General features: G+C 66.7%; 28 protein-coding genes and 2 pseudogenes. 19 read left to right on the top strand and 11 right to left on the bottom strand.

Translation table 11 applies throughout. The features are described from left to right. Nucleotides 1-8 precede the first annotated feature (8 nt). On the bottom strand, nt 9-563 hold the full coding sequence (locus ACYQ8K_RS07795) for a TetR/AcrR family transcriptional regulator (protein WP_459967908.1): 555 nt from the start codon (nt 561-563) through the stop codon (nt 9-11). 195 nt (nt 564-758) lie between these two features. Between ACYQ8K_RS07795 and ACYQ8K_RS07790 the strand changes: the two genes are divergently transcribed. After that, nucleotides 759-953, top strand: coding sequence for a ferredoxin (locus ACYQ8K_RS07790; RefSeq protein WP_459967907.1), 195 nt, complete (start codon nt 759-761; stop codon nt 951-953). A 38-nt stretch (nt 954-991) separates the two neighbouring features. After that, nucleotides 992-2,272, top strand: coding sequence for a cytochrome P450 (locus ACYQ8K_RS07785; RefSeq protein ID WP_459967893.1), 1,281 nt, complete (start codon nt 992-994; stop codon nt 2,270-2,272). A gap of 86 nt (nt 2,273-2,358) precedes the next feature. Here ACYQ8K_RS07785 and ACYQ8K_RS07780 read toward each other — a convergent pair whose 3' ends face one another. After that, entirely contained in the window at nt 2,359-2,667 is a 309-nt protein-coding gene (locus ACYQ8K_RS07780) for a hypothetical protein (RefSeq protein ID WP_459967909.1), read from the bottom strand. 49 nt (nt 2,668-2,716) lie between these two features. Beyond that, nucleotides 2,717-2,896, bottom strand: a pseudogene (locus tag ACYQ8K_RS07775) (DUF5994 family protein); the annotation flags it as partial. Between the two features lie 238 nt (nt 2,897-3,134). Here ACYQ8K_RS07775 and ACYQ8K_RS07770 point away from each other — a divergent pair. The 4 genes from ACYQ8K_RS07770 to ACYQ8K_RS07755 all read left to right on the top strand — a co-directional run bounded on the left by ACYQ8K_RS07770 (nt 3,135) and on the right by ACYQ8K_RS07755 (nt 5,864). Next, the gene (locus tag ACYQ8K_RS07770) at nt 3,135-3,368 is read left to right on the top strand and encodes a hypothetical protein (protein ID WP_459967892.1); all 234 of its coding nucleotides are present in this window, start codon (nt 3,135-3,137) and stop codon (nt 3,366-3,368) included. Between the two features lie 558 nt (nt 3,369-3,926). Beyond that, on the top strand, nt 3,927-4,130 hold the full coding sequence (locus ACYQ8K_RS07765; RefSeq protein ID WP_007777569.1) for a cold-shock protein: 204 nt from the start codon (nt 3,927-3,929) through the stop codon (nt 4,128-4,130). A 137-nt stretch (nt 4,131-4,267) separates the two neighbouring features. After that, nucleotides 4,268-4,966, top strand: a complete 699-nt coding sequence (locus ACYQ8K_RS07760; protein WP_459967891.1) for a M15 family metallopeptidase — start codon at nt 4,268-4,270, stop codon at nt 4,964-4,966. Between the two features lie 85 nt (nt 4,967-5,051). Continuing rightward, on the top strand, nt 5,052-5,864 hold the full coding sequence (locus tag ACYQ8K_RS07755) for a methyltransferase domain-containing protein (RefSeq protein ID WP_459967890.1): 813 nt from the start codon (nt 5,052-5,054) through the stop codon (nt 5,862-5,864). A 4-nt stretch (nt 5,865-5,868) separates the two neighbouring features. Here ACYQ8K_RS07755 and ACYQ8K_RS07750 read toward each other — a convergent pair whose 3' ends face one another. Further along, nucleotides 5,869-6,693, bottom strand: a complete 825-nt coding sequence (locus ACYQ8K_RS07750) for an SDR family oxidoreductase (protein ID WP_459967889.1) — start codon at nt 6,691-6,693, stop codon at nt 5,869-5,871. A gap of 70 nt (nt 6,694-6,763) precedes the next feature. On the opposite strand from ACYQ8K_RS07750, the gene ACYQ8K_RS07745 reads away from it, so the two are divergent. The 4 genes from ACYQ8K_RS07745 to ACYQ8K_RS07730 are packed head-to-tail and all read left to right on the top strand — an operon-like array spanning nt 6,764 to nt 10,742. After that, nucleotides 6,764-8,341, top strand: a complete 1,578-nt coding sequence (locus tag ACYQ8K_RS07745; RefSeq protein WP_459967888.1) for a methylmalonyl-CoA mutase family protein — start codon at nt 6,764-6,766, stop codon at nt 8,339-8,341. Continuing rightward, nucleotides 8,342-8,767 (top strand): cobalamin B12-binding domain-containing protein, encoded by a 426-nt coding sequence (locus ACYQ8K_RS07740; RefSeq protein WP_459967887.1) that lies wholly within the window; start codon nt 8,342-8,344, stop codon nt 8,765-8,767. Beyond that, nucleotides 8,752-9,708, top strand: coding sequence for an LLM class F420-dependent oxidoreductase (locus ACYQ8K_RS07735; RefSeq protein WP_459967886.1), 957 nt, complete (start codon nt 8,752-8,754; stop codon nt 9,706-9,708). The genes ACYQ8K_RS07740 and ACYQ8K_RS07735 overlap by 16 nt, the downstream gene beginning before the upstream one ends. Continuing rightward, a complete protein-coding gene (locus ACYQ8K_RS07730; RefSeq protein ID WP_459967885.1) occupies nt 9,705-10,742 on the top strand; it encodes a CaiB/BaiF CoA transferase family protein in 1,038 nt (345 codons plus the stop codon). The genes ACYQ8K_RS07735 and ACYQ8K_RS07730 overlap by 4 nt, the downstream gene beginning before the upstream one ends. Nucleotides 10,743-10,748: 6 nt before the next feature. Here ACYQ8K_RS07730 and ACYQ8K_RS07725 read toward each other — a convergent pair whose 3' ends face one another. Next, the gene (locus ACYQ8K_RS07725) at nt 10,749-11,654 is read right to left on the bottom strand and encodes a LysR family transcriptional regulator (protein ID WP_459967884.1); all 906 of its coding nucleotides are present in this window, start codon (nt 11,652-11,654) and stop codon (nt 10,749-10,751) included. A gap of 167 nt (nt 11,655-11,821) precedes the next feature. Here ACYQ8K_RS07725 and ACYQ8K_RS07720 point away from each other — a divergent pair, with 167 nt between their 5' ends. Together ACYQ8K_RS07720 and ACYQ8K_RS07715 are read left to right on the top strand one after the other, a co-directional pair. Next, nucleotides 11,822-12,718, top strand: a complete 897-nt coding sequence (locus ACYQ8K_RS07720; protein WP_459967883.1) for an SDR family oxidoreductase — start codon at nt 11,822-11,824, stop codon at nt 12,716-12,718. Then, entirely contained in the window at nt 12,715-13,491 is a 777-nt protein-coding gene (locus ACYQ8K_RS07715) for an LLM class flavin-dependent oxidoreductase (protein ID WP_459967882.1), read from the top strand. The genes ACYQ8K_RS07720 and ACYQ8K_RS07715 overlap by 4 nt, the downstream gene beginning before the upstream one ends. Nucleotides 13,492-13,497: 6 nt before the next feature. On the opposite strand, the gene ACYQ8K_RS07710 is transcribed toward ACYQ8K_RS07715, so the two are convergent. The 3 genes from ACYQ8K_RS07710 to ACYQ8K_RS07700 are packed head-to-tail and all read right to left on the bottom strand — an operon-like array spanning nt 13,498 to nt 15,471. Continuing rightward, on the bottom strand, nt 13,498-14,766 hold the full coding sequence (locus ACYQ8K_RS07710) for an amidohydrolase family protein (RefSeq protein WP_459967881.1): 1,269 nt from the start codon (nt 14,764-14,766) through the stop codon (nt 13,498-13,500). A 31-nt stretch (nt 14,767-14,797) separates the two neighbouring features. Next, nucleotides 14,798-15,112, bottom strand: a complete 315-nt coding sequence (locus ACYQ8K_RS07705) for a hypothetical protein (protein WP_459967880.1) — start codon at nt 15,110-15,112, stop codon at nt 14,798-14,800. Between the two features lie 20 nt (nt 15,113-15,132). Beyond that, nucleotides 15,133-15,471, bottom strand: a complete 339-nt coding sequence (locus ACYQ8K_RS07700) for a 2Fe-2S iron-sulfur cluster-binding protein (protein WP_459967879.1) — start codon at nt 15,469-15,471, stop codon at nt 15,133-15,135. A 125-nt stretch (nt 15,472-15,596) separates the two neighbouring features. Here ACYQ8K_RS07700 and ACYQ8K_RS07695 point away from each other — a divergent pair, with 125 nt between their 5' ends. The 4 genes from ACYQ8K_RS07695 (at nt 15,597) to ACYQ8K_RS07680 (ending at nt 19,786) form a co-directional block, all read left to right on the top strand. After that, nucleotides 15,597-17,000 carry a class I adenylate-forming enzyme family protein gene (locus ACYQ8K_RS07695; RefSeq protein WP_459967878.1) on the top strand — a complete coding sequence of 468 codons (1,404 nt, stop codon included), beginning with the start codon at nt 15,597-15,599 and terminating at the stop codon, nt 16,998-17,000. Beyond that, nucleotides 16,978-17,883, top strand: a complete 906-nt coding sequence (locus ACYQ8K_RS07690) for an acyl-CoA dehydrogenase family protein (RefSeq protein WP_459967877.1) — start codon at nt 16,978-16,980, stop codon at nt 17,881-17,883. Before ACYQ8K_RS07695 ends, ACYQ8K_RS07690 begins: the two co-directional genes overlap by 23 nt. After that, nucleotides 17,870-18,952 (top strand): acyl-CoA dehydrogenase family protein, encoded by a 1,083-nt coding sequence (locus ACYQ8K_RS07685; RefSeq protein ID WP_459967876.1) that lies wholly within the window; start codon nt 17,870-17,872, stop codon nt 18,950-18,952. Before ACYQ8K_RS07690 ends, ACYQ8K_RS07685 begins: the two co-directional genes overlap by 14 nt. Nucleotides 18,953-19,015: 63 nt before the next feature. After that, the gene (locus tag ACYQ8K_RS07680; protein ID WP_459967875.1) at nt 19,016-19,786 is read left to right on the top strand and encodes an enoyl-CoA hydratase/isomerase family protein; all 771 of its coding nucleotides are present in this window, start codon (nt 19,016-19,018) and stop codon (nt 19,784-19,786) included. A gap of 21 nt (nt 19,787-19,807) precedes the next feature. Here the strand turns inward: ACYQ8K_RS07680 and ACYQ8K_RS07675 are convergent, their stop codons facing one another. After that, a complete protein-coding gene (locus tag ACYQ8K_RS07675) occupies nt 19,808-20,662 on the bottom strand; it encodes a proline iminopeptidase-family hydrolase (protein WP_459967906.1) in 855 nt (284 codons plus the stop codon). A 186-nt stretch (nt 20,663-20,848) separates the two neighbouring features. Here ACYQ8K_RS07675 and ACYQ8K_RS07670 point away from each other — a divergent pair, with 186 nt between their 5' ends. From ACYQ8K_RS07670 to meaB, 3 genes are all read left to right on the top strand, one after another. Further along, entirely contained in the window at nt 20,849-21,367 is a 519-nt protein-coding gene (locus ACYQ8K_RS07670; RefSeq protein ID WP_459967874.1) for a phenolic acid decarboxylase, read from the top strand. A 138-nt stretch (nt 21,368-21,505) separates the two neighbouring features. After that, nucleotides 21,506-22,645: a thiolase family protein gene (locus ACYQ8K_RS07665; protein ID WP_459967873.1), complete on the top strand. Its 1,140-nt coding sequence runs from the start codon at nt 21,506-21,508 to the stop codon at nt 22,643-22,645. A 7-nt stretch (nt 22,646-22,652) separates the two neighbouring features. Next, entirely contained in the window at nt 22,653-23,540 is an 888-nt protein-coding gene (meaB, locus tag ACYQ8K_RS07660) for a methylmalonyl Co-A mutase-associated GTPase MeaB (RefSeq protein WP_459967872.1), read from the top strand. A 203-nt stretch (nt 23,541-23,743) separates the two neighbouring features. Here the strand turns inward: meaB and ACYQ8K_RS07655 are convergent, their stop codons facing one another. Then, nucleotides 23,744-24,988: an HNH endonuclease signature motif containing protein gene (locus tag ACYQ8K_RS07655; RefSeq protein WP_459967871.1), complete on the bottom strand. Its 1,245-nt coding sequence runs from the start codon at nt 24,986-24,988 to the stop codon at nt 23,744-23,746. A gap of 216 nt (nt 24,989-25,204) precedes the next feature. Continuing rightward, nucleotides 25,205-25,976: pseudogene (locus tag ACYQ8K_RS07650) on the bottom strand (methyltransferase domain-containing protein). Nucleotides 25,977-26,024 lie beyond the last annotated feature (48 nt).

Genomic DNA, 26,024 nt, shown 5'->3' with positions numbered 1-26,024 from the left:
GTGGGGCCCTAGTCGCTCGGTATCGGCCCGGTCGCGGGTGCCTTCAGCAGACTCATCTGGCGTTCGACGAACGCGCGCAACTCGTCGTGCCCTTGGGTGACGCCGACCGCGCTCTCGTTGCACAGGCTGCGCGCGACCTGCGCGATCAGCATCGAGATGGCGACCGGCGGATATTCCTCGAGATCGACGTGGTTGGCGCGCAGGACCATCGTGACGGCTGCCGTCTCGATGTCGCGTACCCGTTCGGCGTAGGCCTTGAGTTCGGCGCCAATTGCCTTGCGGTGGTTGGCTAATGCCATAAACTCGGCATTCAGTGTCGTCACGGCGGAATCGCTGTTCAACAACCACAGCGCCTGCAGCGGGTCGTCGTCGGCCAGCAGCCCGCGCATGCGTGCCAGCGCGGTCTCGGCACCGGCGCGCAGCACCTCGACGAACAGATCGTCCATCGTCGGGAAGTAGTAATAGACCAGGGCCTGCTTGACGCCGGCCTCCGCGGCCACCCGCCGCGACGTGGCCGCGGCATAGCCTTCCTCGCGCATGATCCGGGCGGTCGCCTCGATCAGCTTGCCGCGCGCCCCCGCGTCGGCGCCCCTCGTGTTCTGGCGAGTCGCCGCGGGGCCGGGCGCGCCGGCCTTGCTTGACCGGCCCGCGCGATTCGTGGTAGGCATACCGCATCCTAGCAATTTGGTCGATCGATCAGATTTGTAGGACCCAAGCCGGAGTCAACCGGGATGGAGGGGACGATGACGACCGCACGCCTGCGTGTCCGGGTGGATCCCCGGCTGTGTGAGGCGCACGCCCTGTGCGTGGAGATCGCCCCCGAGGTTTTCGAGCTCGGCGACGACGTCGCAACCTGCGACGAGGAACCGGGTGAATCGTTGCGCCACAGCGTCGAAGCCGCCGTGGCCGCGTGCCCACGGCAGGCCATCGCCGTCGTCGCCGGGGACGCGTGATGCGCCGCTTCGCAGGCACGGAATAAGGAATCGAACTCATGACTGAACTCGCCGACGTCGACTACTTCACCGACGCCGACATCGCCCAAGATCCGTATGCCTACTGGGATTACCTGCGCGGCCAGGGCCCGGTATTCCGGGAGCCGCACTACGGGGTCGTGGCCGTCACCGGTTACCAAGAGGTCCAGGCCGCCTTTAAAGACGTCGCTTCGTTCTCCGCGGTCAACGCGATCGGCGGGCCGTTCCCGCCGCTGCCGTTCGCCCCGGAAGGGGACGACATCAGCGTCCAGATCGAAGCGCACCGCCACGAGTTCCCGATCTTCGAGCACATGGTCGTCATGGACCCGCCCGAACACGACAAGGCGCGCTCCCTGCTCGGGCGGCTGCTGACGCCACGTCGCCTACAGGAAAACAAGGACTACATCTGGCAATTGGCGGACCGGCAGTTCGACGAGTTCATCGCCAACGGTCAGTGTGAGTTCCTCGGCGAGTACGCCAAGCCGTTCGCGACGCTGGCGATCGCCGATCTGCTCGGGGTTCCCGACGAGGACCGTGCCGAGATTCGCCGCAATCTCGGCGCGGGTAACGCGCCGGGCGCCAGGGTCGGCGCGCTCGATCACGAACCGGTGGGCAGCAACCCGTTGCAGTACCTCGACGACCTGTTCAGTGCGTACATCGCCGATCGGCGGGAGCGCCCCCGCGAGGACGTGTTGACCGGCCTGGCCACCGCCACCTATCCCGACGGGTCGACCCCACCGCTGTTAGAGGTCGTGCGGCCGGCCACCTTCCTGTTCGCGGCCGGCCAGGAGACCGTGACCAAGCTGTTGAGTGCCGCGGTGCAGGTCCTCGGCGACCAACCCGAGCTGCAGGCGCGGCTGCGCGCCGACCGAAGCCTGATCGGCTCGTTCATCGAAGAGGCGCTGCGGATGCAGAGCCCGACCAAGGTCGACTTCCGGCTGGCGCGCAAGACCACGACCCTGGGCGGAGTGCACATCCCGGCCGGCACGGTCATCATGCTCTGCCTGGGAGCGGCCAACCGCGACCCCCGAAAGTTCGAGAATCCCAACGGATTTCAGGTCGACCGGAAGAACGTGCGCGAGCACATCGCGTTCGGCCGCGGAATCCACACCTGCGCGGGCGCACCGCTGGCGCGCGTGGAAGGCCAAATCACCATCAACCGCCTACTGGACCGAACGCGCGACATCCGGATCAGTGAGGCCAAGCACGGTGTGGCATCCAACCGCGACTACCAGTACGAGTCCACGTTCTTACTGCGCGGGCTCAAGGAGTTGCACATCGAGTTCACCCAGGCCGACTGACGCGCATTAGTCCAGTGCCGCAAGGCCTTTCACCTGCTGGTAGTAGATGACGTTGCCCAACCGTGAAAGGCCCGTGCACCCTGCGGTTAGATCCCCGCCGCGTCGCACACGGCGGCATGCACGTCGGCGGCGATTCTCTCCTTGCGGGCCTGATCCAGGGCGCCCTCGAACACCGTCAGGTCGACCCTGAACCGGGGCTGACCGGGCCCGCGCCCGCCAATCAAGAGTTCGGTCTCCTGCAGCGGGTGCAGATACACCCAGGTCTTGTCGCGCAAAAACGGGGTGCCGGGGGCCCGTTCAGCGCGCAGCAGCACGGTTACCGGCTCGTCGGCCAACCGGTCCAACGTCTGGTCGTCCGGCGAGCCACACACGAACGTCAGGTCGATCATCGGCATGGCGGACCTCCTCAAGCCCCGAACGACCTTGATCACCCTGGCGGTATCGCGGTGGGATCAGCAGGTTCGCGCAACCGTGTGCGTCGCTGACCGTCATGACGTGCTGGCGCTTGCCTTCCCACCCCGGCCAGTTGAGCTCGGGCAATTCATTGGTGATGCGATCCGCCCGCGGCCACCACGCCCGGGGGTTTTCATCCGCGCCGAGCGCGCGGTGGACCGCCGCTGACAACGAACGGCTCCTTTTCGACGGCTACCACCGGCCCGCCCGGGGGTCGGGTGGCCAGCGACACCGCGCAAGTACGGCACCGCTTGGCCGACGTCGTCGGGGAATCCGACCGGCAGCCGAAGCCTGTCATCGCCAGCCGCGACAAACCCTTTGCGGTGCAAGGGATGAGGGGACGATGCTTGCCATCTGCCCTTGGAGCGGGATGGCGGGTAGGGTGGTGGCAACGGCGAGGACGGATTACATGGCAATAGAGAACTGGTGCGACGCGGTCGAGATCCACCCATCGCAGATCCGGGTCGGCGACATCATCGGCACGCGGCGTCCCACCGAGTTGCGTCTGACGGTCAAGATGATCAGTGGTCCGCGGAATGGTCCGGGGCAGTGGACATTTTTCAGTCGAGACAATAACGGTCAGCAGCGCACCAGTACGTTCGGAGAAGGCGAATTGGTCCGCAGGTATGCCAAGGCATCCTGACGTTCAAGCGCCTCAACGCCGATCACGGCCGGTGATTTGGAGAACCGACAGCGTGAGTATCGGGCCGATCGGAAAACGTCGGGTGCTCGACCGGTTCCGGAGAGGCGTCGCGCGAAGCGACATACTTCGGCGCCTCGGGGTGGGAAAACAGGTTCGACTGGTCCATGGGCTGTCCTTCCGAATGAAGAGGTCGGCCGATACGCATTGTTACGTGGCGTCGGACGACGATCGAATCGCACTGCGATCTCATTCGTGATTCGTTCGCGATTCGCGGTGACCGCTAGAACGCGGTTCCACTCCACTCTACAGGCAGCCGGCGCGGTGCGTGCCGCTCAGGTGGATATTGCCTTTGGCGTGCTTCCAGCATCCGAAGAGGGCGGCTCCGCCACGGCCTGTGCGTGCTGGTTCCGCCGGTCACAGGCAGGGCCACCGATTCGACCCGCCGGGGAATGAATTAGCAACCGATACAATGATTTTCAAAATATGGTCGACTTCGTGCTACCCTGAGCCCGCATGGATGTGTTTGGTACATCCGCTTTTGATGAGAGAAGTAAGTAAATGGCACAGGGAACTGTGAAATGGTTCAACGGTGAAAAGGGCTTCGGCTTCATCACCCCTGACGACGGCACGAAGGACCTCTTCGTCCACTACTCCGAGATCCAGGGAAACGGCTATCGCTCGCTCGACGAGAACCAGCGTGTTCAGTTCGAGGTTGAGCAAGGAGCCAAGGGGCCCCAGGCGGTAGGAGTCAGTAGCGTCTAAGAACTTCACATACATCACGGTGGGCTGGTGCGGTTGCTTCGTACCAGCCCGCTGGTGTTTTCGGACCTCCTGACGCCGGCTACGACATCAGCTCGTGCTTGACCCGATCCGGACTGACCGGCCGGGATAATCACGGCATGCGTCTCGCGTGGGTGCTGAGGTCGGCGGTCTTGGCGGCGCTCGTCCCGGTTCTCCTGACCCCGTGTGTTTCGGCGAGCCCCGACGTGCCGCCGGTCAGCGACGCCGCGCGTGCGGCCGGCTTCGTGGACATCCGTACCGTCGTTCCCGACGCGGTGCTCGATCTGCGCTACGCGACCACCGACAACTTCACCCACACGCAGCTGTACCCCTCCGATGCCAGATGCCTTGTGCACCAATCGATGGCGCCGGGCCTGGCCGCCGCGGCCGGCGCGTTGCGCCCGCAGGGCCACCTGCTGGTGTTCTGGGACTGCTATCGGCCGCACGACGTTCAGGTCAAAATGTTCAACCTGGTACCCAACCCGGCGTGGGTCGCCCGTCCGGGCCCGTACGCGCACAGCCATGAGTCGGGGCGTTCGGTCGACGTGACCTTCACGACCCCGCAGCAGCCGTGCCCGTCCGGGCAACACGCCGCTGGGCTCTGCCTGGCCGACATGGGCACGGGCTTCGACGACTTTAGCTCTCGGGCAACCGCTTTCAATACCGAAGGCATCAGCCCCGACGCGGTGGCGAACCGGGCTGCGCTGCGGTCGGCGATGAACTACGGCGGTTTGAAGGCGTATTCAGGGGAGTGGTGGCATTTCGACGGCCCCGGAGCCGGCATCGACCAGCCGATCCTCAACGTCCCCGTCGACTAAGTGTCTCGTATTATGAGACATGCATTTCATATTGTGACCGCCCGGCGTAAGCTGCCAGACGAGACGCAGCAGGCAAGGGGTCGCAGTGAACGATGAACATCGAGCCACCTACACGCATGGGCACCACGAGTCGGTGTTGCGCTCTCATCGGCGGCGCACCGCCGAGGACTCCGCGGCATACCTGCTGCCGCACCTGAAGCCGGGGCTGTCGGTGCTCGACGTCGGGTGCGGACCCGGAACCATCACCGCCGACCTGGCCGCCCTCGTCGCACCCGGGGCGGTCACCGCCGTCGACCAGGGGGCCGACGTGCTCGACGTTGCCCGCGCCGAAGTCGAACGGCGCGATCTGTCCAACGTCTCGTTCGCGAGCGTCGACGTGCACAACCTCGAATATCCCGACGGCACATTCGATGTCGTGCACGCGCATCAGGTGCTACAGCACGTCGCCGACCCCGTCGCAGCCCTGCGGGAGATGCGGCGAGTGTGCGCGCCTGGTGGCATCGTCGCGGCCCGCGACGCCGACTATTCGGGGTTCGTCTGGTACCCCGAGGTTCCGGGGCTGGACCTGTGGCGCGACCTCTACCAGCGCGTCGCGCGCGCCAACCGCGGCGAACCAAATGCTGGCCGGCGACTGCTGTCGTGGGCGCAGCAGGCGGGATTCGGCGACATCACGCCCACGGGCAGCCTGTGGTGCTATGCCACACCCGCGACGCGCGACTGGTGGGGCGGAATGTGGGCCGACCGAATTCTGCACTCCACCGTGGCCCGCGACCTGGTAAGCCTCGATCTGGCCACCACCGCGCAGCTCGAGGAGATCTCCGCCGCCTGGCGGGAGTGGGCCGCCGCCCCGGACGGCTGGATCGCCATCCCGCACGGCGAAATCATCTGCCGCGCATAGGCGCTCAGTCGAGAAACAGGTCCAGAATCGGTTGGTCGCCGCCACCGTACCGGGACAGGTCCTCGACACCGGCGGAACGCAGAACATCGGCGTCGATGTAGCAGTTGCCCGTCGCTTCGCGGCTGGGTCGAGAGATGATCTCGACGGCGGCGTCGGCCATGGTCTCGGGGCTGCGTGACGATTCGGCCAGCTTGTCCCCGTCGGCCATGTTCGCCACCGCCGCGGTGGCGATATAGGTCTGCGGCCAAAGGCAATTCACGCCGATCCCGGCGTCGGCGAATTCCACCGCCCAGCCCAGCGACAGCAGTGTCATGCCATATTTGGACAGCGTGTAGGCAGGGTGCTCGCCCAGCCACCGGGGGTTCATGTTCACCGGTGGCGAGATGGTCAGCACGTGCGGGTTGGCGGATTTCTCCAGGTGTGGCACGCACGCCTTGGTCAGCAGGAAGGTGCCGCGCAGGTTGATCTCCTGCATCAGGTCGTACTTCTTCGCGGATAACTTGGCGGTCGGCTCCACCGCGATGGCGCTGGCGTTGTTGACGCAGACGTCGACGCCGCCGAACCGCTGCACCGCCGCATCGACCACGCGTTGCACGTCCTCCTCGCGGCGCACGTCGCCGACAACCGCCAGCGCCTTGCCGCCGGCGGCCTCGACCTCGGTCGCGGCGGTGTGCACGGTCCCCGGCAGGCGGGGATGCGGGGTGTCGGTCTTGGCCAGGAGCACCACGTTGGCGCCCCGTCTGGCGGCACCGATTCCGATCGCGAGCCCGATTCCGCGGCTGCCGCCGGAGATGACGACGGTGCGATCGACGAGCGAACCGTTGGGCATGGAGCCTCCTTTTACCTGGTCAGGCATGTGGTATTGGCATTCTCTTTTTTTGCAAGTACGTTATTCACCGATGGATAATACGGCCCACACTCCGTCCGGTATCCCGCTGCAGCCCGTATACGGGCCGGCGGACGTCAGCGCGGAGCCTCCGCAACCGGGGGAGTTCCCCTTCACCCGGGGTAACTTCGCGTCTGGCTATCGCGGCAAGCTCTGGACCTTCCGCCAGTACTCGGGGTTCGGCACCGCCGAGGAATCCAACCGCCGGTACCGCTACCTGCTGGAGCAGGGCGGGACGGGGCTGTCGGTGGCGCTCGACCTGCCCACGCAGTGCGGGTACGACTCCGACGACCCCGAGTTCGGTGAGGAGGTAGGCCGGGTCGGTGTCGCGGTGGACACCCTGGCCGACTTCGAGATCTTGTTCGACGGCATCCCGCTGGACAAGCTCAGCACGAGCATGACGATCAACGGGACGGCGGCGATCCTGCTGGCGTTCTACGTCGCCGCTGCCGAGAAAAAGGGGATCCCGCGGGAGAAGCTCACCGGCACGATCCAGAACGACATCCTCAAGGAGTACGCCTCGCGCGGTACCTGGATCTGGCCGCCGGAGCCGTCGCTGCGCCTGATCGCTGACACCATCGAATTCTGCGCGGCCGAGGTTCCGCGGTTCAACGCGATCTCGGTGGCCGGGGCACACTTCCGCGATGCGGGGGCCAACGCGGTGCAGGAGATGGCGTTCACGCTGGCCGACGGAGTGACGTACTGCGACACCGTGGTCGAGCGCGGCCGGATGACCATCGACCAGTTCGCGCCGCAGATCTCTTTCTTCTTCTACACCCACGGGGATTTCTTCGAGGAGATCGCCAAATACCGTGCGGGACGGCGGCGTTGGGCGACGATCGTGCAGGAGCGGTACGGAGCGACGACGGCGAAGGCGGCGATGTTCCGCTTCGGCTGCGTGTGTGGTGGCGCGTCGCTGTACGCGCCACAGGCCCACAACAACATCGTCCGGGTTGCCTACGAGGCGATGGCCGCGGTGCTGGGCGGTGTGCAGTCGATGTTCACGGCGGCCTGGGACGAGCCGTTCGCCCTGCCGACCGAGGAGACCACGACACTGGCGCTGCGCACGCAGCAGATCCTGGCGCACGAGACCGGTGTCGCCAGCGTCGCCGACCCGCTCGGCGGCTCCTACTTCGTGGAGGCGCTGACCGACGCGACCGAGGAGCGCATCATCGAGATCATGTCCGACCTCGAGCGGCACGGCGGTATGGTGCAGGCCATCGAGGACGGTTACCTGCAGGGACTGATCGCCGACGAAGCCTTCAACCTGCATCAGGAGGTCGAAGCCGGCACCCGGCCCGTCGTCGGGGTCAACCGGTTCGTGACGGAGGAACCGGCGCACGATGTCGTCACCTACGAACTCGACGCCGAGGGACGTGATCTGCAGCTCAAGCGGCTGTCCAAGGTCAAGGCCGAAAGGGATTCGGCCGCAGTGAAATCCACGTTGGCTGCGCTGTCGCGGTCAGCCGAGGGAGACGACAACCTGATGCACAAGCTGATCGACTGCGCCAACGCGTACTGCACGGTCGGGGAAATGGTCTCCGCGCTCAAGGCGGTATGGGGCGAATTCCAGCAACCGGTGGTGTTCTAGATGGCCGTCCGCGTTCTCGTTGCCAAGCCCGGCTTGGACGGGCATGACCGCGGCGCGAAGATTGTCGCCCGTACCCTGCGCGACGCCGGGTTCGAGGTCATCTACACCGGCATCCGCCAGCGCATCGAGGACATCGCCTCGATCGCCGTCCAGGAGGACGTGGCGGTGGTGGGGTTGAGCATCCTGTCGGGTGCCCACCTGGCCCTCACCGCGCGCACCGTGGAGGCGCTGCGCGCCGCCGACGCCGCCGACATCGCCGTCGTCGTCGGGGGCACCATCCCACACGCCGACGTCCCCAAGCTGCTATCCGCCGGCGCCGCGGCGGTATTCCCCACCGGGACACCGCTGGACAACCTGGTGCGCGACATCCGCGCGCTGACCGGGACCCCCGAACCAGTCACGGAGGAACCATGCGCGTCGGAGTAATGATCGGGGCCGAGCGCGGCGACATGGCCCGCAAGGTGGACAAGCTGGCCTCAGATATCGAATGGGCCGAATCCGCGGGCCTGGACACGGCGTGGATGCCCCAGGTGCCCAACGACTTCGACTGCCTGACCATGGTGTCGCTGATGGCCGCCCACAGCTCGCGCATCGAGTTGGGCACCGCGGTGGTGCCGCTGCAGGCCCAACACCCGATTGCCCTTGCCCGCCAGGCCCTCTCGACTCACGCGGTGGCCGGTGGGCGACTGGCCCTTGGCGTCGGGCCGTCGCACCATTGGATCATCCGGGACATGCTCGGCCTGCCGTACGACAAGCCGGCCGCCTATACCCGCGATTACCTGCAGGTGCTCAACGCCGCCGTCGCCGGGCCGGGACCAGTTGACGTCGAGAACGATTCGTTCACGGTGCACAATCCGTTGGCGATCGGGGCCGATACCCCTATGCCGGTGCTCGTCGCCGCGCTGGGACCGGTGATGCTGCAGATCGCCGGTGAACTCGCCGACGGCACGGTGCTGTGGATGGCCGACGAGCGCGCGATCGGTGATCACATCGCGCCGAAGATCACCAAGGCCGCCGCGGACGCCGGGCGGCCCGCCCCCCGGATCGTCGCGGGTATCCCGGTATGCCTGTGTGCGCCTGGGCAAGTCGATGAGGCCAAGGAGCGGGCCAACCGAATCCTGGGCGAGGCCGAGGTGTCGCCAAACTACCAGCGCCTGCTCGACCGCGGTGACGCCCGCGATGTCGGTGATCTGTGCGCGGCCGGCGACGAGGAGGCGATCCTGGCCCGGATGCGTCGATTCGCCGACGCCGGGGTGACGGATCTGTCGGTGCGGCTGCTGCCGATCGGCGACAACCGCGACGAGCTGGTCGCATCCAAACGGCGCACCCGCGACATGATCGCCTCACTCGCCGCGGAATTGCGTTGACCGCAAACAACACAGGACCGCTGGCCGGGATACGCATCCTCGAAGTCGGCACGATGCTGGCGGGGCCGTATGCCACCATGCTGCTCGCCGATCTCGGCGCCGAGGTCACCAAGATCGAACCCGCCGGCGGCGAGATCTCCCGCAGCGTCGGCGCCACCTACTTCGCCAGCCTCAACCGCAACAAGTTCAGTATCACGCTGGACTTGAATTCCGATGCGGGACAGCAGCGGTTGGGCGAACTGGTCGCCGAATCGCGTGCGCTGCTGGTGAACCTGAAGCCGTCCGCCATCCGCCGGCTGGGCCTGACCTACGACGAGTTGCGCCGGCACAACGAGAAGATCGTCTGCGTGGCGATCACCGGCTTCGGCCTGTACGGCGGCGACGATCCGGCCTTCGACTACGTGGTGCAGGCGGGCGTCGGCACCGCCGCCCTGACCGGTGATCCGGACGGGCCGCCGACGCTGCCCGGTTACTCCTCGGCCGACAACTCCACCGGGATGACCGCGGCCCTGGGGCTGTTGGCCAAGATCATCTCCGGAACCGGCGGCCAGGTGGACGTGTCGCTGCGCGACGTCATGCTGTCCCAGCTGAACTACCACGCATCGGCCTATCTCAACAGCGGCGTCGAGCCGCAGCGCCGCCCCTACGGCGCCCATTCGTATTACGTACCGGCGCAGCTCTTTCCGACCGCTGAGGGATATCTGGCGCTGTTCATCACGCACGACGGATTCTGGAAGTCGTTCGCCGCCGAAGCGGGCATCGGGGGCTTCGAGACGATGGCCGAGCGAGTCGCCCGGCGCGACGAAGTGCTGACCGTCGTCACCGCGATGCTGGCCACCGACAGCGCCGTCGGGTGGGAAAGAAGACTGCGCCCGCTGGGAGTTCCGGCGGCCGCCGTGCGAACCTTGCCCGAGGCGCTCGAGGCGACCCCGGAAGTGGTTGTGACAGCGGGCGAATTCCGGTTGGTGGGCAGCCCTATTCACGTCTCGGGGTACGAGCCCGAGTACCGGCCGGCGCCAGAGCTTCCCCAGTAGCGCCGCTCAGACCGGCGCGGGCCCGGTGAGGACAGCCTCGGCGATCTTGCGGAAGGCCGCCAGCAGGCGGCTGCGATCTCCGGCGCGACAAGCCAATACGACATGACTGGGTTCAACACCTTCCAACGGGACCGTGGTGATATCCGGCCGCACACCGTTGCCATGGACGCCCGCCGTGATCGCCACGGCTTGCCCCGAAGCGATGAGTTCGAACTTGTCCTCCAGCGCATCGATGAACGGGCCGTCGGGTGCCCGGCGACCATCGGGGCGCGGATCGATGCGCCAGAAGGCGCTCCAGGCCGGATCCGAATGCCGCACCCGCGGCATGGGTTCGTCGGCGATGTCGTCAAGGGTGACCGATTCCCGGCCGGCCAGGCGATGGTCGACGGGTATCGCGAGCACCCGCGGTTCGTCGTACAGGATCGTCACGTGCAGCCCTTCGGTCGGAAACGGCAGCCGGGTCACCACCGCGTCCACCCGATGGCCGAGCAACGCATCGAGCGCCTGGTCCCAATCCAAATGCGTGACTTGGACATCGGCTTCGGGGTGCTCGCGGCGCATCTCGCGCACCGCGGGCGTGACGATCATGCCCATCGTGTAGCCGATGGTGATCCGGCTGGGCTGCGCGGCCGCTCGCGCCTGCGCGGTGGCTTGCGCGGCCGAACGCAGCAGCGCCTTGGCCCGGGGCAGAAACACCTCGCCCGCCTCCGTGAGCCTGGTGCCCTGCGGGGTGCGATCCAACAGGCGGACCCCGAGTTGCTGCTCGAGTCGGCGGATCTGGCGACTCAACGACGGCTGCGCGACGCGCAGCGCTGAGGCGGCCCGGCCGAAGTGCCGATGCTCGGCGACCACGACGAAGTAACCGACCAGCCGCAGGTCAAGATCCACCACCGGCAATGCCGAGTCCGTCATGCGCCCAGTGTAAGGGGAATGAGCGCCGTGGGAAGCCGCAGAATCCGCTACGAACAGGTGTGATGCCTGAATTGCATCGCGGCATATGAAACAGGACTTGGACAACGGCTTTTGCGCCGGCATTGACTTGATGGCATACATCCCCACGGGACCAGAAGGGAACTTTCATGCACGTCTTCGTCACGGGCGCGACCGGTCACATCGGCTCCGCCGTTGTCACCGAACTCCTCGACGCCGGGCACCAGGTCACTGGATTGGCGCGGTCTGACGCGGGCGCTGCCGCCCTGCAAGCCGCGGGGGCAACACCGCGCCGGGGAGACCTCGACGACCTCGACGGCCTGCGCGACGCGGCGGCGGCGTCCGACGGCGTCATCCACCTCGCCTTCAAGCATGACTTCGACGACTTCGCGGGCGCGGCCGAGACGGACCTGCGCGCTGTGCGCGCCATCGGGGAAGCACTCGTCGGTTCCGATCGGCCGTTCGTCAGCACGTCGGGATCTCTGCTGCTTGCGCTGTTGGGGCAGGGCGGCGGTGTTGCCACCGAGCAGGACACGGTGCCGTCCGGACCGCGGGTTGACTCCGAAAACGCGGTGATCGCGCTCGCCGAGCGCGGGGTTCGGTCGTCGGTGATCCGCCTTGCGCCGCTGGTGCACAGCGACCTGGATCACCACGGCTTCGCCCACCACCTGATCAACGTCGCCCGCGAGACCGGTGTGTCCGGCTATCTCGGCGATGGCATAAACCGCTGGCCGGGTGTGCACACGCTCGACGCCGCACGCTTATACCGGCTCGCGCTCGAAAACGCGCCCGCTGGAACGCGTTTGCACGGCGTCGACGATGAGGGAGTGCCGTTCCGCGACATCGCCGCCGTCATCGGTCGTCACCTGGACGTGCCGACGTCCAGCATTGCCGCCGAAGATGCCGGTCACTTCGGCTTTCTCGCGCTGTTCGCGTCGCTCGACAATCCGACGTCGAATGCCTTGACGCAGAAGATCCTTGACTGGCACCCGGAACGACCGGGGTTGCTCGAGGACCTCGATGCCGGCCATTACTTCGGCGAATGAGCGCAACAGTGACTGACTCGGTGATCGCCTCGGCACGCCAGGCGCTGGGCCCGGCCGGTGTGTGTCTGCCCGTCTCGTTCACCAGCACACCGCCGGCCGACCTATTGCGGGAGGCCGCGCGCCGTCTGGAAGACGCCGGGTACGGTGCGGTCTGGACCAACGAGGTCATCGGCAAGGACTCCTTGGTGCAGCTCGCCGTGCTGTTGTCCGCCACCGACCGAATGACCTTCGGCACCTGCATCGCCAACATTTGGGCGCGGCCGGCCCAGACCATGCATGCCGCGGCCGCCCAACTGGCGCAGGCGTATCCGGGCAGAATCGTGTTGGGGTTAGGCGTCGGCTACCCGGAGCAGGCGGCCGGCGTCGGCCGCGAATTCGGCAGTCCGCTGGCCACCATGCGCGACTACCTGAACCGGATGGACAGCCCCACCTCGCCGCCGGCGCCGGACGTCGCCTATCCGCGGATAGTCGCCGCCAATGGCCCGAAAATGCTTGCGTTAGCCGGTGATATCGCCGACGGGGCACTGCCGGCCATGTCGGCACCTGACTTCACCGCACACGCCCGGCAGTCGCTAGGACCCGACAAGCTTTTGGTTGTCGGAATGTCGGCGGAACTCGATCAGCCCGATCCGACGGCCCTCGCCGCGCAAGTGCGCGAGCACCTTACCGCCGGCGCCGATCATGTGGCGCTCTTGCCGCCGATCGGTATCGAATTCGACTCGGGCATAACGCAACTCGAGCAGCTTGCCCCGGCGCTGGCCGACATTGGCTAACCAACGTTAGGAGCTGGCCTCGGCCAGCTGCTTCTCCTGGAAGCGACGCGCCCACTCGGCACGCGACCGGATCGACACGTCCACATCAGTTCCCTTGGCGCGCAAGGCCTTGACATTCGCCTGCTCGCGCGGGGTCCGGGCGAACGGGTCCCAGCCGAAGAACCGGCAGGCGTTGCCCCAGGTGATCTTGTCGATGTCGGAATCGTCGGCGTCGGCGGCGTTCAGCTCGGCGAGCACCTGCTCGGGCGCGTCCGGCCAGAAGCAGTCCGAGTGCGGGTAGTCGCACTCCCACGCGATGATGTCGATGCCGATCTCGTGGCGCAGTTTCAGCGACGTCTTGTCGGTGACGTAGCAGGCCAGCGAATGCTCACGAAAGACATCGCTGGGCAGCTTGTCGCCGAAGTCGCGGCGGAGCCACTTCTGGTTGGTGTAGTGGCGGTCGCTGCGGTCCAGGTAGAAGGGGATCCAGCCGATACCGCCTTCGGAGAAGGCGAATTTCAAGTCAGGATAGTTGCGCATCGCGGGGCCCCACAGCAGATCCTGGGCGCACATCGCCGACACCTGAGTGGCCAGGATGATCAGGTTGTCGATCGGCGCGTTGGGCGCCATGCTGATCGCCCCGAAGCCGGTGCCGATGTGCAGGCACATCACCACGTTCTCCTCGGACAGCGTGCGGAACACCGGACCCCAGTAGTCCTCGTCGTGGTAGCTCGGAAGTCCTTCCAAGTGAGGCAATTCCGGCATGGTGACGGCCCGACAGCCCTTCGCGGCGACGCGGCGGATCTCGGCGCACATGCCTTCGGGGGTCCAGGTCGGCAGGATCGCGATCGGGATGAAGCGGTCCGGGTAGGAGCCGGCCCATTCGTCGATGTGCCAGTCGTTGTAGGCCGACACCATCACCAGGGTGATGTCTTCGCGCGTCATGTTGAGGTGCCGTGCCGAGAAGCCGGTGAACGTCGGGAAGCACATCGACGCGAGGATGCCGTTGCGGTTCATGTCACGGACGCGTTCGTGGACGTCGTAGACGCCGGGGCGCATCTCGGCGAAGCCGGCGGGATCGCGGCCCCATTCCTCGGCCGGCCACGACACCACCGCGTTGAGCCCGCTGACGCCCTGCGGCCTGCCCTGGTACATCCACTGGTCCACGCCCTTGTCGTCGGTGACGACCACGGGTGCTTCGTCCCGGTACTTGGCGGGCACGTGCCGCAGGAACATGTCCGGCGGCTCGACCACGTGGTCGTCGATGCTCACCAAAATCAGGTCGTCGACCTTCATCAATAGTCCTCTCCGTCGCAGCCGTACTCGATCAGCCGCTGCACTCCGTGGTGGTTTCGAGCAATCGTGGAATCGGCGCCGGGTCCAGCTGCAGGGCGTCCGACATATGCAGCTGGCCCGCGCTGGCGATCATGTTGTCCAGAATGGCCTGCAGGTCGTCGCCCTCGATCTCGTAGATGGCGACGTAGGGTCCGTCGCCGGCGACGGGCCGCATGCGCCGGGCCGAGACGAATCCGTCCAGGGCTACGAGCTCACCGAGGTGCACCTCGTCGTACCAGGTGTTGTACTCCTGCTCGCGCTCGGGCGAGCTGGGTCGGCTCTCCACGAGGATGATGCCCTTGGCCATCGTCGCCACCTCTCTGGCTGCTACTCGTAGCGCACCGTGACCGAGTCCGTGTCCGGAACGCCCTGGCACGTCAGAATGTAACCCTCGGCGACCTCGTCGGGTTCGAGAGCGTCGTTGACCCGCATGGTGGCATGGCCCTCTTCGAGTTTGGCCATGCACGTACCGCAGTTGCCGGCCTCGCAGCTGAACGGAGGTTCCAGCCCGGCCCGCCGCGCGGTCTCCAGCAGCGTCTCGCCCGGGACTATGGGCACCGAGACCTTCTTGCGGTCGAGATGAATCGTCACCGTGCCGGCGCTGGAGCCGTTTGTTGCCGGACCTGTCACCCGCGGGGTCTCCTCGATGATCCGGGTGACCGTCACTGAGACCGCCCCCTCTCACGTATTTGCATTCTTCAGTATAGAGAATACTATTCTCACGAAGCGATAGCATCTTCTCAAGACTGTATGGATGTCGGGTCAGCCCGGTCTGTCAGGAAGGACGGGACGTGACCGAGCCGGCGGCGCTCGTGTTCGAGGAACGGCGATTCAGCGTGCCCGAACTCGACGCATTGGCCGGCGGATGGGCCGCGACTCTGGCGAAAGACGGGGTCAGGGCCGGTCAACGCGTCGCCGTCATGGCCTCCAATCGGCCGGAGTTCCTCGCCGTCGTGCTGGCGATCTGGCGACTGGCCGCCACGGCGGTGCTGATCAGCCCCGCGTGGAAACGCGACGAGGTCGACCATGCGCTCGCGCTGACCGAGCCCGAGCATGCCGTCGGCGACCACCCGGTGCTGGCCGGTCTGATGCCGATGCTGGACATGGACGAGCCGGTCGCACCCGCAGAGCCGACAGCCGGCGTACCGCCGCCTGCGAGCGACGCGGCGCTGGTGTTCAGTTCCGGCACCACCGGCCTGCCGAAGGCGGTCCGGCACACCCACGCCTCGCTGGGCGAGGCGGTGCGGCACTGGCGTCAAGCGCTGCAACTGACCCACCACGACCGGATCCAGGTTGCGACGCCACCGTCGCACATCCTCGGACTGTTGAACCTGCTGACCGCGTGGGAGACCGGGGCCTACGTGCGCCTGCATCCCCGGTTCGACATCGACCGGGTGCTCCGGCATATCGAAAGTGACCGCATCACAGTGGAAATGGCGGTCGCCCCCATCGCGCTGGCCATCGCCTCCCATCCGGACCTCGAGTCCTATGACCTGTCGTCGCTGCGCTACATCATGTGGGGTGCCACCCCGGTCACCGCCCACGTCGCAGAGACGGTGACCCGGCGCATCGGAGTGGGATGGCTTCCGGCCTACGGAACCACGGAATTGCCTGTCCTAGCGTGCAATCCGATCGAGGACTCTCGCCTGGACACCGTCGGGCGCGCGGTGCCCGGGGTCGACCTGCGGGTCGTTTCGCTGGACACCGGCGAGCCGGTCGCCGCGGGCGAGGTCGGTGAGATCCAGGCCCGGTCGGCATCGCTGATGGCCGGCTACCTCCCGGCCGAGGCGACCGTCGATGCGGTGCGCGACGGGTGGTACCGCACCGGGGATGTCGGCTGGCTCGACGCCGGCGGCTGGCTGCGAATCACCGACCGCCTCAAAGAGATGATCAAAGTGCGCGGCTTCCAGGTCGCCCCGGCCGAGATCGAGACGGTGTTGCACGGTCATCCGGCCGTCAAAGATTGCGCGGTGTTCGGCATTCCGGACGGAATCAACGGCGAAGCGGTCGTCGCCGCGGTCGCGACGTCCGGTCCCGTTGATGCAACCCAGCTGACCGCCTTGGTGGACGAAAGACTGGCGTCATATAAACGTCTGAGCCGGGTCGTGTTCGTCCCCGAAATTCCTCGCCTGCCTTCCGGCAAGGTGCTGCGCCGAGTGCTGAAGGAGCGTTATGGATGTACGTCTGACAGCTGAACAACAGCAATTACGCGATGCCGCCGCCAAGCTGGCCGACGATCTCGGGCCGGCAGCAGTGCAGGATCTCGACGACCAGGCTCGAATCACCCGTCTGGACAAGCAGATCGAGAACACCGGCTGGCGGTCGTTGCGCTCCGACGGCGCCTCTGGTGTCGAGGTGGCCATCGTGGCCGAGGAATTCGGCCGCCGGCTGGTTGACACACCGTTCCTGGGTCCCGTGCTCGCTGACGATTTGGGCCGCCACATCGGCGCCGACGTATCGGCGGCGACCGTGGCGGTCGACGAGCGAGTGATCGATGCCCGCGGCGCGCGGCGCGCCCTGTCGCTCTCGGGTGCCACGGTTCTCGCCGCCGATGTGCAGGTCGCGCCGCAGAGCGTCGACCTCACGCGGGCCGACGGCGCGATCGCGGGATCGCCGGAGGCGTTGGGCGACGTGTCCCCCGAGGTAGCCGAGCAATGGCGAACCCTCGCGCTGGTCACCACGACGGCGGATCTGGTGGGCATCGCCCGCGGCGCACACGCCGTCGCGTGTGACTACGCGAAAATCCGTGAACAATACGGCAAGCAGATCGGCTCGTACCAGGCCATCGCTCACCTGCTGGCCGAAAGCCTTGCGCTGATTGAGGGTTCGGTGAGTGTGTTGCGACACGCCGCGTGGGGCGTCGACGAGCTTGCGCCCGCCGAGGCGATTCGGGCGGCTCAAATCGCAAAGGTCTACTGCGCGCGCGCCACCCGGACCGTCTGCGAGACGGCCATCCAGGTGCACGGCGGTATCGGCAACACCTGGGAATGCGTGGCGCACGTCTACCTGCGCCGCGCCCTCACATCGACCGAGCTGTGGCCGGTCGCGTTGAAGGAGATCGATTTTGGACTTTCGTGACTCACCCGACGAAGCCGCCTTCCGGGAGCGGCTGCGCACCTGGCTTGCCGCACACGCCAAGGAGTACTCCGGCTCGGGTGACGAGTACTGGGTGCGCATGGCCGACTGGCACCGCGCTTTGTACGAGAACGGCTTTTTCGGCCTATCGTGGCCACGCGACTGGGGCGGCCAGGACCTGGCGCCGGTCTACGACGTCATCGTCGACGAGGAACTCGTGCGTGCCGGTGCGCCACCGCGCCCCAGCGTCGGCTATCTGGTGTACGGGATCGGTGCCCACGCCAGCGAGGAGCTCCGAAAGCGCTTCCTGCCCGGCATCATCAACGGCACCGAGCGCTGGTGCCAGGGCTTCAGCGAACCGGGCGCCGGCTCGGACCTGGCGTCGCTGACCACCACCGCTCGCCTCGAGGGCGACAACTATGTGGTGAACGGGCACAAGATCTGGACCAGTTATTCCGACGTGGCGGATCGGTGTCTGTTGCTGGCGCGCACCGACCCGGAAGCCAAGCGCCACCGCGGCTTGTCGGCGTTCGTCCTCGACATGAAACAGCCCGGCGTGCAACAGCGCCCGCTGCAGATGATCAACGGGGTCACCAACGAATTCGGCCAGGTGTTCTTCGACGATGCGACGGTGCCGGCGGACCGGATGGTCGGCGCGCCCGGCGATGGGTGGGCCGTGGCCATGACGGTCGTCGGGCACGAACGCGAGCCGTCCACGCTCGGCTACGCTGCCCGCTACGGCAAGCTGGTACGAGAGCTGTTGTCGCGCAACGACGGTGAACTACCCGAAGAGCTGGCGTGGGCCGCCGTCCAGTCGGATATGCTGACCCATCACGTCCGGCGGCGGCTGTCCGAACAGCTCGACGGGGTATCGCACGGCTCGGACGGCTCGCTGGACAAGCTGCTGATGACCTGGGTCGAACAATCCGTCGGGCATGCGGCCCTCGCCGTCGCGGGAACCCGCGATCCCGATCTGCTGAGCGCCTACCTGTACAGCCGGGCGCAAAGCGTCATGGGGGGAACATCACAGATTCAAAAGAACATCATCGCTTCACGGATCTTGGGATTGTAGGAGTGATCGCGAACGCGGGCGAAGCCCGGGTGAAGCGGGTCACGACCATCGAAGGAGTCTGACGTGTACGACATGCCTACCGAAATCGACGTTCAGGCCGACGGTGCCCTGCGCATCATCACGCTCAACCGTCCGGATTCGCTCAACTCGGTCAACGACAACCTGCACGTCGGACTCGCGCGGCTCTGGCAGCGACTCACCGACGACCCCACCGCCCGTGCCGCGGTGATCACCGGTGCCGGTCGGGCGTTTTCGGCCGGCGGCGATTTCACGTATCTGGAGGAGCTGGCGAACGACGCTGAGCTGCGCGCCAAAACCATCCGGGACGGGCGCGAGATCGTGCTGGGCATGGCCCGCTGCCGCATCCCGGTGGTGGCGGCCGTCAATGGCCCCGCCGTCGGGCTGGGCTGCAGCCTGGTGGCGCTCAGCGACATCGTCTACATCGCCGAAAGCGCCTATCTGGCCGACCCGCACGTGCAGGTGGGTCTGGTGGCTGCCGACGGTGGTCCGCTGACCTGGCCGCTGCACATCAGCCTGCTGCTGGCCAAGGAATTCGCCCTCACCGGCACCCGGATCAGCGCACAGCGGGCCGTCGAGCTCGGCTTGGCCAATCACATTGCGGACGACCCGGTTGCGGAGGCGATCGCCAGCGCCAAAAAGATCTTGGAGCTGCCGCAGCAGGCGGTGGAGAGCACCAAGCGGGTGCTCAACATTCATCTGGAACGGGCCGTGCTCGCCAGTCTGGACTACGCGCTGTCGGCCGAGAGCCAGTCGTTCGTGACCGAGGACTTCCGGACCAACGTCGCGAAATTCAATGCGGCCAAGAAGAACTGAGGTTGTGGCCGCAAGTCGGCTTCAGGCATCATGCCGGCGCAGGAAGTCGCGCATCACCGCGTCGAACTTGTCCGGTTCCTCGATGAACGGCATGTGGGCGCTGGCCTCGAACAGCTCGAACCGCGAACCCGGTATCCGCTGGTGCATTTCCCACATGTGCTCGGGCACGCACTCGTCGTGCCGGCCCGCGAGTACCAGTGTCGGCACAGCGATTTCGCTGAGCCGATCGACCACATCCCAGTTACGGATCGTCCCCACGATGTGAAAGTCACTGGGGCCGAACATGGTCTCGAAGACTTCGGCGCCCATGTTGCGGAACGCATCCTCGAGCTCGCGCGGCCACGGGTGTACCCGGCACAGGTAGGTCTCGTTCCAGGTTCGGATGGCGGCCTGATACTCCGCCGCGTGCGTGCTGCCGGCGGCCTCATGCCGGTCGATGGCGGCCTGGGTGGTGGGGTCCAATTCGGACTTCAAGCGTGCCACCATCTTCGCGAACTCCGGGATGGATGCGATGCTGTTAGAGATGGTCAGGCTCGCGGCGCCGGCGGGCGCCGCGTCGAGCACATACTGCTGGGCCAGCATCCCGCCCCACGAGTTGCCGAACAGGTGGAAGCGGTCCAGCCCCAGGGCGCGTACCACGGCGTCCACCTCGGCCACCGAGCGCTCCATCGTCCAAAGCTCGCGGCTGGGTGGGCATTTGGACCTTCCGCAGCCGAGCTGATCCCAGAAGATGACCTCGCGCTCCGTGGCCAACCGCCCCAGCGACCGCAAGTAATCGTGCGGCAGGCCCGGACCGCCGTGAATCACGAGCAGCGGAACACCCGCCCCGCCACCGGTCCGCTTGAACCACACGTTGCCGCCCGGGACCGCGACCATTCCCTGAGTCATTCACCCACCATCGCAAATCAACGCGATTCCTGCAGCCCTGCCCCCGAGCGCCGCTGTGCTCCTGACAGGATCTAGTGATGACGAACCGGTAAGCAGTTGGCCCGCCTGACCGATCGGCCCGACAACTGTCCGGTGGCCGCCAACGCAGTTGCTGTCCAAATGGGAGGAAAGGCAATGACCAGCGTCACGAATCCGATCCCGTCGCAAGATCTTTCGGGAATTATCGGACATCGCTTCATCTATACCTACGCCAACGGGTGGCAGTACGAAATGTACGTCAAGAACGCCACCACCATCGATTACCGCATCCACTCCGGACATGTCGGAGGCCGCTGGGTCAAAGGTCAGGAGATCAACCTCGTCCAACTCGACGACGACAGCTTCAAAGTTTCCTGGACCGAACCGACCGGCACTTGTGTGGCCGTCAACGTCCTGCCCGCCAAGCGCCGCATCCATGGCGTCATCTTCTTTCCGCAATGGATCCGCGTGCACGGTGAACACACCGTCTGCTTCCAGAACGACCACCTGGACGAGATGCGGGCCTACCGTGACCGGGGACCGACCTATCCCATCTACGAAGTCCCCGAATTCGCCTACATCACCCTGTTCGAATACGTCGGAGCCGACGACGAGACCGTCATCGACACCGGTCCCGAAAACCTGCCGGCGGGATGGTCGAACCGCACCAACTAAAGGACACTGCCGCCGCGTCGCGCAGCGCACCCGGCGCTGGTTGCGACTCTTACTCTCGTAATGAGAGAATATGATTCTCATGAATGTCCGGATGGCTCTCCGGGCGCCCGCACCTGATGGTTGAACTGGAGAAGACCCGTGGCTGAAGCCGTTATCGTGTCCGCCCTGCGCACCCCCATCGGCACCGCCCGCAAGGGCACACTGCGCGACACCAGTGCGTTCGATCTGGCGCAGCACGTGGTGACCGAAGCGGTGAGGGACCTGGACCCCGCGCAGGTCGACGATGTGATTTTGGGCGAGGGCCTCTACGGCGGCGGCGTGATCGCCCGCCACGCGGCCATCACCGCCGGGCTGTCCCACGTGCCCGGGCTGGCCAACAACCGGCACTGCGCGGCCGGGCAGGCGGCGGTGCAGAGTGCGGCGGCCAGCGTGCGCGCCGGGATGGACGAGCTGATCATCGCCGGCGGCGTCAATGCGGCGTCGACGTCACCGCGCTCACGCATCCAGGTGGACGGCGAGTGGATCGACTGGTTCCCCCCGACCCACCCCGACCGGCCCGACGCGCCGAACATGGACATGTCGATCACCGTGGGCTGGAACGCCGCGGTCAAGGCCGGCGTGAGCCGCGAGGAAATGGACGCCTGGGCACTGCGGTCACACCGCAATGCCATCGCCGCCATCGACGAAGGCCGCTTCAAGGAGGAGATCGTCCCGATCGAGACACCGCACGGCCTGTTCTCGGTCGACGAGCATCCGCGCCGCGACACCACGATGGAGAAGCTGGCCGCACTCAAACCGCTGCACCCCGAGATCGAGGGCTTTTCGATCACCGCCGGCAACGCGTGCGGCGCCAACGACGGTGCGGCGGCGCTCGTCATCGCCAGCGACCGGCTCGGCATGCCCGCGCTGGCCACCATCCGGTCCTGGGCATCCGTCGGCGTCGACCCCGCGATCACCGGCCTGGCGCCGGTGGAGGTGATACCGAAAGCCCTTAAGCGGGCTGGACTTTCGACCTCCGACGTCGATCTCTTTGAGATCAACGAAGCCTTCGCGGCGATGTGCGTGGCCACCATCAAACTGCTCGAGATCGACCCCGACACGGTCAACGTCAGCGGCAGTGGCTGCTCGCTGGGGCACCCCGTGGCGGCGACCGGCGCCCGGATGCTGGTGACCCTGGTGCACGAATTGCGCCGCCGCGGCGGCGGCATCGGCGTCGCAGCGATGTGCGCGGGCGGTGGAATGGGCTCGGCGACCGTGATCGAGGTCCCGGCTCCATAATGCGTACATGATCATCGCTGACCTGATTGCCCGCGCGCGCAATGGATCTCCCCGCGCGGCCGGTCGGCTGCTCAGCCTGGTCGAGGGCGACCAGCGCGACGAGGTCCTGGCGAATATCGGTCCCGCACCGCACGGCATGGGGCCGGTTGTCGGCATCACCGGGCCGCCGGGCGCGGGAAAGTCGACGACGGTCGCCGCGCTGGTCGCCGCCTACCGCGAGCGCGGCAACCGGGTGGCGGTGCTGGCGGTGGACCCGTCGTCCCCGTTCAGTGGCGGAGCCCTGCTAGGCGACCGGATTCGGATGGCCGCGCACATCAACGACTCCGACGTACTCATCCGTTCGGTGGCCACCCGTGGGCACCTGGGCGGCCTGGCCGCCGCGGTGCCGGCGGCCATCCGGCTGCTGGGGGCGATCGGTTACGACGTAGTCCTGCTGGAGACGGTGGGGGTGGGGCAGTCCGAGATCGAGATCGCCGCCGTCGCGGACCCGACCGTCGTCATCCTCAATCCCGGCGCGGGCGACGCGGTTCAGGCGGCCAAGGCGGGAGTGCTGGAAGTCGCCGACATCGTGGCGGTCAACAAGGCGGATCGGGACGGTGCCGAACAGACGGTTCGGGACCTTCGGGCAGAAACCAGCGCCCCCATTGTTTCGCTGATCGCGGCCCGGGGTGAAGGCATCGAAGACCTGATGGCCGCCATCGAGGACCACCGCCGCACCGACAGCCGCGCTCGTCGCCTTGCCCGCGCCCGTGCACAGATTCTGTCGCTCGCGCAAACCCGGCTGCGCACGCAGCCCGATCTCGACCGGCTCGCCGAGGCGGTCGTCGACGGCGAGCGGGACCCATACTCGGCCGCGGACCAACTGATCTCACCTCCGCCGCCCGGAACGGACTGACGCCCGCTGTCCCCCGATCGGGGGACACGCGCATTCATCACCTTTGCGGGCCGATCGGCGGAGGTGCGTCGCGTGCGATCGCCCTGAGTTGAGCGTCGGGCAGATCACTTGAGACGCGTGCACGCGGCGTTGCTGTGCGTATCGTGAACGAAACTTCTATTGCCTCAACCGGTTTGGTCTTTGATCCGGTGCTGGTGAGCTACCTAATTGGTTGTCGGTGGTGGTTGGGGTTGGAAGGGGTCGTACCACCACCACTGGGCGCGCTCGCCGAGGGGCCCGGCACACGGCGGGATGGCGGGCGGGGGTCGGGTTGGTCGGCGGGCCAGCGATCCGGGGTGCAGGGGTCGCCCGGAGCTGTCGGTGACGGTAAGCGCGTCGGCGGGTCCGGTGATGGTGATGGCACCTCGATGGTGCAACCGGTGGTGATAAGGACACACCAGCACCAGGTTGTTCAGCTCAGTAGCGCCGCCGTCTTCCCAATGCCGCAGGTGATGGGCGTGCAGACCCCGGGTGGCACCACATCCCGGCACCGCGCACGTGCGATGGCGATGCTCGAGCGCGCGGCGCAGCCGCCGGCTGATCACCCGCGTCGCCCGCCCCGCACCGATCACCTCCCCGCCACGTTCGAACCACACTTCGGCGGTGGCATCACAGGTCAGGTAGCGGCGTTCGGCGTCGCTCAGCAACGGACCCAGATGCAGCGCCGCGGCGCGCTTTTCAACATCGACGTGCACCACCACGGTGGTGTGCTGCCCGTGCGGGCGCCGCGCCGCCTCAACATCCCAGCCCGCCTCGACCAGCCGCATAAACGCCTCGGCGCTCCCCGGCATCGGCGGCGCCTGATCGCCGGCGCCATTGGCGTGATCGTGCTTCCACTCGGCGATCAGCGCCTCTCGATGCGACGCCAAGGCGGCGTCGAACTTCGCCGCATCCAGGTGAGGAAGCGTGATCCGCCAGCAGCTGCCGTGCTCGGTGCTGGTCTTGGTGACCGAGGCCTCGAGCTCGGGCCGAGGCGCGGGGTCAGGTCGCGGTTCCAGCTTGACCGCGGTACGCAACTGGTTGACCGTGGCAACCGACGCCAGCTGCGCGTAATGCTCATCGGATCCCTCACCGGCGCGCGCGGCGATCACCCCCACCTGATCCAGCGACAGCCGGCCCTCCCGCAGGCCCTGGACGCAACGCGGAAACTCCTCGATCCGGCGCGCCACGGTGGTGATCGTGTGGGCGTTCGCCGACGAGCAACCCATCTTCCAGGCCACCAACGCCGGCACCGACCGCGCACCCGTCATTCCACAGAGCCCGTCGCGATCGATCTCGGCCACGATCTCCACCATGCGCCCATCAATCGCATTGCGCTGACCCGCCAACTGCGCCAACTCCTCGAACAGCACCTCAAGACGATCCTTAGGGCGCACCTCGACGCTGGCTGCACTCGCGGTCGGGGACATAACGACATCATCGCAGCCACCTACGACAACTCCCGGCCGCCCAAACGTGCCACGGTCGCGCCCAAGGCGCCGGATGTGGGTGCTGCGGCGACCGTTGCGTCCGGCATGAGGCGATTCCCATGTGCGCTATCACCGGCGCTATCGCGAAGCAAACTCGCCTGATGGTCGCGCAGCCGCGCGAGGAGCCGCCGCGGCCTGGTCGAAAGATGGTGGGATTTACGAGGATCGATTTGAAGCTGTGTGACAACCGCAATCGCTGACCAATAGGCGATAGCCGGCGTCCAGCTGTTGTTGTCCAAGCAGCCCCGCGTGCCGTTGATGCCACCGTCCGGTCCGCAGATCGGCCGCAAGCCGGGCCAAGCCGTCCGCCAGGGGCGCCTCGCCCGCATATGCCAGCATGGAGATACCGGCGCGGACAATGGGGTCAAGGTAAGCCTCGGGACGGCGCCAATAGGCGGCGCCGAATCCGTCGGTGCAGTCATGCGGTACCCGGCACAGCCTGAATCTGGGCCCCTCCCAGCAGCTCCACCAATCGCTCGATCGGTACGTGCAGCGCATCATTCATCCGAGCCGCATCGGGCAAATATTCACGCAGCAACCAAAAGTCGGCCAACACCGTCTGATCCCAAGTGAACACCACTATCCGGCGGCGGCTGACCCGGCGTAACTCGCGGATACCGGTGGCGAGATCGCTCCAGTGATGCACGGTCAACAGTGCCATCGCGGCGTCAACGCAGTTGTCTCGCAGCGGTAATGCCTCCGCGACGGCCTGAACACACGGTGCTGACCCCGGTGGACGCTGAGCGATCATCACCATGCTGGGCTCGATTGCGGCGACGGTCTGCGCCGGCTCATAGGAGCCGGGGCCGGCCCCGACATTGACGACGGCGCCCATCGTGGCGAGCGCGGTATGCACTTGCGAAGTGATCCGCGGGTCGGGCCGGCGAGTGCTGCGATAAGTGGCGCCGATCCGGTCGTAGGCAACCATCAATTCAGAATGACTTACGTTGAATCGATTCCGCCAGCACGAGCGTGA

Source organism: Mycobacterium sp. MUNTM1 (assembly GCF_054660795.1).
This window is presented reverse-complemented; position numbering and strand designations above follow the sequence as displayed.

What these genes read in the sequence shown, in the direction of transcription:
- ACYQ8K_RS07735 (WP_459967886.1), top strand. Translation starts at nt 8,752, where the DNA reads ATGCGCGTCGGAGTAATGATCGGGGCCGAGCGCGGCGACATGGCCCGC.
- ACYQ8K_RS07765 (WP_007777569.1), top strand. Translation starts at nt 3,927, where the DNA reads ATGGCACAGGGAACTGTGAAATGGTTCAACGGTGAAAAGGGCTTCGGC.
- ACYQ8K_RS07745 (WP_459967888.1), top strand. Translation starts at nt 6,764, where the DNA reads ATGGATAATACGGCCCACACTCCGTCCGGTATCCCGCTGCAGCCCGTA.
- ACYQ8K_RS07770 (WP_459967892.1), top strand. Translation starts at nt 3,135, where the DNA reads ATGGCAATAGAGAACTGGTGCGACGCGGTCGAGATCCACCCATCGCAG.
- ACYQ8K_RS07675 (WP_459967906.1), bottom strand. Translation starts at nt 20,662, where the DNA reads ATGGTCGCGGTCCCGGGCGGCAACGTGTGGTTCAAGCGGACCGGTGGC.
- ACYQ8K_RS07710 (WP_459967881.1), bottom strand. Translation starts at nt 14,766, where the DNA reads ATGAAGGTCGACGACCTGATTTTGGTGAGCATCGACGACCACGTGGTC.
- ACYQ8K_RS07725 (WP_459967884.1), bottom strand. Translation starts at nt 11,654, where the DNA reads ATGACGGACTCGGCATTGCCGGTGGTGGATCTTGACCTGCGGCTGGTC.
- ACYQ8K_RS07785 (WP_459967893.1), top strand. Translation starts at nt 992, where the DNA reads ATGACTGAACTCGCCGACGTCGACTACTTCACCGACGCCGACATCGCC.
- ACYQ8K_RS07740 (WP_459967887.1), top strand. Translation starts at nt 8,342, where the DNA reads ATGGCCGTCCGCGTTCTCGTTGCCAAGCCCGGCTTGGACGGGCATGAC.
- ACYQ8K_RS07780 (WP_459967909.1), bottom strand. Translation starts at nt 2,667, where the DNA reads ATGCCGATGATCGACCTGACGTTCGTGTGTGGCTCGCCGGACGACCAG.
- ACYQ8K_RS07670 (WP_459967874.1), top strand. Translation starts at nt 20,849, where the DNA reads ATGACCAGCGTCACGAATCCGATCCCGTCGCAAGATCTTTCGGGAATT.
- ACYQ8K_RS07750 (WP_459967889.1), bottom strand. Translation starts at nt 6,693, where the DNA reads ATGCCCAACGGTTCGCTCGTCGATCGCACCGTCGTCATCTCCGGCGGC.
- ACYQ8K_RS07705 (WP_459967880.1), bottom strand. Translation starts at nt 15,112, where the DNA reads ATGGCCAAGGGCATCATCCTCGTGGAGAGCCGACCCAGCTCGCCCGAG.
- ACYQ8K_RS07760 (WP_459967891.1), top strand. Translation starts at nt 4,268, where the DNA reads ATGCGTCTCGCGTGGGTGCTGAGGTCGGCGGTCTTGGCGGCGCTCGTC.
- ACYQ8K_RS07715 (WP_459967882.1), top strand. Translation starts at nt 12,715, where the DNA reads ATGAGCGCAACAGTGACTGACTCGGTGATCGCCTCGGCACGCCAGGCG.
- ACYQ8K_RS07655 (WP_459967871.1), bottom strand. Translation starts at nt 24,988, where the DNA reads ATGTCCCCGACCGCGAGTGCAGCCAGCGTCGAGGTGCGCCCTAAGGAT.
- meaB (WP_459967872.1), top strand. Translation starts at nt 22,653, where the DNA reads ATGATCATCGCTGACCTGATTGCCCGCGCGCGCAATGGATCTCCCCGC.
- ACYQ8K_RS07690 (WP_459967877.1), top strand. Translation starts at nt 16,978, where the DNA reads ATGGATGTACGTCTGACAGCTGAACAACAGCAATTACGCGATGCCGCC.
- ACYQ8K_RS07720 (WP_459967883.1), top strand. Translation starts at nt 11,822, where the DNA reads ATGCACGTCTTCGTCACGGGCGCGACCGGTCACATCGGCTCCGCCGTT.